Below are 3,616 nucleotides of genomic sequence, written 5' to 3' on the forward strand. Positions count from 1 at the left end.
CTGAAGAGGTGACTGGAGTACTGACGTGTCATCTACCGATCTCACCGCGTGCATCACCCGGGCGAGGTTGCGCCGGCGCATGCCCTGCTGGGTGTCCGGCAGGGACCGGCCGACGCCCGGCGGGCGCGTCTCGTGCAGCGGTGCGGTCATGCCTCCGTCAATCCTTGGTCCATGGCTGGGCCGGGTGGCTCAGCGGGATTCCGTCCCCCGTTCCAGCAGCGGGGCCGCGTCGGAGAGTACCCCGCTGATCCGGGCCAGCGTCTCCTCGTCCCGCCGCGCGGCCTCCAGCACCGGGCCCGCGGCCGTGTTCCAGCGGCGGGCCACCGCCCCCGGGTCCTCGCCGGTCAGCAGTCCGGCCGCCTGAGCCGCGGCGCCGAGGGCGACCAATTCCCTGGCCTCCGGGACCTGGACGGGCCGCCCCGAAAGCCGGCGCACGGTCTGCTGCCAGGCCGCGCCACGGGCGCCGCCGCCGATCAGCAGCAGTGGGCTGTCGCGGTCCGCGTCCTCGTCGAGGACCAGGTCGAGGGCGCCGAGCAGCGCGTGCACCGCGCCGTCGTACGCGGCCTGCAGCAGCTGGCCCGAACTGGTGTCGTGGCGCAGTCCGTGCAGCAGCCCGGAGGCGTGCGGCAGGTTCGGGGTGCGCTCGCCGTCCAGGTACGGCAGCAGCGTCACCGAGCCGCCGGGCGCCACCGCCTCGCGGTCCAGGCCCAGCAGGGCCGCGACGCGGTCCACGGCGAGCGTGCAGTTCAGGGTGCAGGCCAGCGGCAGCCAGTCCCCGTGCGCGTCGGCGAAGCCCGCCACCGTGCCGGTCGAATCGGCCGGGCGGTGCCGGGAGACCGCGTACACCGTGCCGGACGTGCCGAGGCTCAGCACCGGGGTGCCCGGCCGCAGCCCGAGGCCCAGCGCCGCCGCCGCGTTGTCGCCGGTGCCGGGGGCCACCAGCGTGCCCTTGGAGAACGGCAGATCATGGCTGTCGCGCACGGTGCCGGCCACCTCGCCCGGCCGCACCACCCGGGGCAGCAGCGCCTGGTCGAGCCCGATGTGCGCGAGGGTCTCCTCGTCGTACCGCTCCGTGCCGGACGCCCACCAGCCGGTGCCGGACACGTCACCGCGGTCGGTGGTGCCCTGCCCGGTCAGGCGTTCGGTGAGGTAGTCGTGGGGGAGCCGCACCGCCCTGGTCGCGCGGACCGCCTCCGGCTCGTGCTCGGCCAGCCAGGCCCACTTCGTGACCGTGAAAGACGCGCCGGGCACGCTCCCGGTGCGCTCCGCCCAGGCCTTCGGACCGCCCAGCTCCTCCACCAGCCGGCGGGCCTGCGGCGCCGAGCGGACGTCGTTCCAGAGCAGGGCCGGACGCACCGGTTCGCCGTGCTCGTCGAGCGTGACCAGACCGTGCTGCTGGCCGCCGATCGACACGGCGGCCGCCTCGTGGGCCGCGTCACCGCACTGGCGCAGCGCCTCGCACAAGGCGTCCCACCACTGACGCGGATCGCTCTCCCGGCCCGCGCCCGAGGTGACGGTGTGCGGCGCCTGGCCGCTCGCCACCACCTGTCCGGTGGCCGCGTCCACGACCAGGGCCTTCGTGGACTGGGTGGACGTGTCCACGCCGACGACGAGCGGACCCTCGGCTGCTGACATCGGACTCTCCCTGTTCCGCGGCTCTCAAGGACATCTTGTCTCTTCCCAGGCATGCGCCCGCATACTAATTTGTAAACGGCCATGACGAAATAGTCGAACGCACCGAGGAGCCAGCGCATGAGCTACCAGCCCACCCCCGACGACAGGTTCACCTTCGGCCTGTGGACCGTCGGCTGGCAGGGAAGGGACCCGTTCGGCGACGCCACCCGCCGTGCCCTCGACCCGGTCGAGACGGTGCAGCGCCTGGCCGAGCTCGGCGCCCACGGGGTGACCTTCCACGACGACGACCTGATCCCCTTCGGCGCATCGGACGCCGAGCGGGAGTCGCACATCAAGCGGTTCCGCCAGGCCCTGGACGCCACCGGCATGGCCGTCCCGATGGCCACCACGAACCTCTTCACGCACCCCGTCTTCAAGGACGGCGCCTTCACCGCCAACGACCGCGACGTGCGCCGCTACGCGCTGCGCAAGACGATCCGCAACATCGACCTGGCGGCCGAGCTCGGCGCGAAGACCTATGTCGCCTGGGGCGGCCGCGAGGGCGCCGAGTCCGGCGCCGCCAAGGACGTGCGCGCCGCCCTCGACCGCATGAAGGAGGCCTTCGACCTGCTCGGCGAGTACGTCACCGCCCAGGGCTACGACCTCCGCTTCGCCATCGAGCCCAAGCCCAACGAGCCCCGCGGCGACATCCTGCTGCCCACCGTCGGCCACGCCCTGGCGTTCATCGAGCGCCTGGAGCGGCCCGAGCTGTACGGTGTCAACCCGGAGGTCGGCCACGAGCAGATGGCCGGCCTGAACTTCCCGCACGGCATCGCGCAGGCCCTGTGGGCGGGCAAGCTCTTCCACATCGACCTCAACGGCCAGTCCGGCATCAAGTACGACCAGGACCTGCGGTTCGGCGCCGGCGACCTGCGGGCGGCCTTCTGGCTGGTCGACCTTCTGGAGAGCGCCGGTTACGAGGGTCCCCGGCACTTCGACTTCAAGCCGCCGCGGACCGAGGACCTCGACGGCGTGTGGGCTTCGGCGGCCGGCTGCATGCGCAACTACCTCATCCTCAAGGAGCGTTCCGCCGCGTTCCGGGCCGACCCGGAGGTGCAGGAGGCGCTTCGCGCGGCACGCCTGGACCAGCTGGCCCAGCCGACCGCGGCCGACGGCCTGCAGGCTCTGCTCGCCGACCGCAGCGCGTTCGAGGACTTCGACGTGGAGGCGGCCGCCGCACGCGGCATGGCCTTCGAGCAGCTCGACCAGCTGGCGATGGACCACCTTCTGGGGGCACGTGGCTGACGGCCACGCGCGCACCGGGCGACAGGAGCCGGGGAGGGCGGTCCACGCCGCGCTCCCCGGCCCGGGTCTGTCCCTGGTCGCCGGGGTGAGCGTGTCGTGGTCCACGCGCGTGATGCCCGTCGGGTCCCGCCGAATCACGGAACGTCACATCCCTGCGTGTATCGGCTCCGGGGCGCACGGGAGTCCGTGCCCGGAGAAGGGCAGCGCACCTGCCGAATCCGACTACCGAGGCGGAGCCGCCGGGGACTCGGCGCGGCGACGGTGGACCCTTGTGCTGGCGCCGGGGCCTGAGGCACTCCACAATCTGTTCGACGGGTACCGGTCGACCTGTGGGGCCATCGGGCCCATTAGGGGGCGCGCCTCAGGGATGTCTCAGGGGTGAGTCCCGGAACCGCGGCGAGCGGAAGGCCGTTTTCAGAGCAGAGAGCGGCAGTGGCCGCGAAGGAGGCGACGCTCATGTCCAAGAACGCGAAGATCGCCGCAGGGGGTGTGGCGGTCGGTCTGATCCTGCTGATATGGCTGCCCTGGTGGGTGACGTTCCTCATCGTTGTGGGGGTTCCGGTGGTCGCGTACCTGACGCTGGACCCCTCGCAGCGGCGCAGGCTCCGCAGGGTCACCCGCAAGGAACTCGGCCGCTGAGACGCCGTCGCGCGGGCCGCTGAGGCGCCCGTGCCCGGCCGGACACGCGGCCGGGGGC

Annotated in this window: 3 protein-coding genes; 2 read left to right on the top strand and 1 reads right to left on the bottom strand. The window is 72.9% G+C overall.

What is annotated here, in order from left to right; genetic code table 11:
- Nucleotides 1–189 precede the first annotated feature (189 nt).
- Nucleotides 190–1,635 carry a xylulokinase gene (xylB, locus tag ACWEN3_RS43515; protein WP_452983395.1) on the bottom strand — a complete coding sequence of 482 codons (1,446 nt, stop codon included), beginning with the start codon at nt 1,633–1,635 and terminating at the stop codon, nt 190–192.
- 117 nt (nt 1,636–1,752) lie between these two features.
- Between xylB and xylA the strand changes: the two genes are divergently transcribed.
- Both xylA and ACWEN3_RS43525 read left to right on the top strand, forming a co-directional pair.
- Nucleotides 1,753–2,919, top strand: a complete 1,167-nt coding sequence (gene xylA, locus ACWEN3_RS43520; RefSeq protein ID WP_452983398.1) for a xylose isomerase — start codon at nt 1,753–1,755, stop codon at nt 2,917–2,919.
- A 456-nt stretch (nt 2,920–3,375) separates the two neighbouring features.
- Entirely contained in the window at nt 3,376–3,558 is a 183-nt protein-coding gene (locus ACWEN3_RS43525) for a hypothetical protein (RefSeq protein ID WP_452983401.1), read from the top strand.
- Nucleotides 3,559–3,616 lie beyond the last annotated feature (58 nt).

Source organism: Streptomyces sp. NPDC004561 (assembly GCF_053602155.1).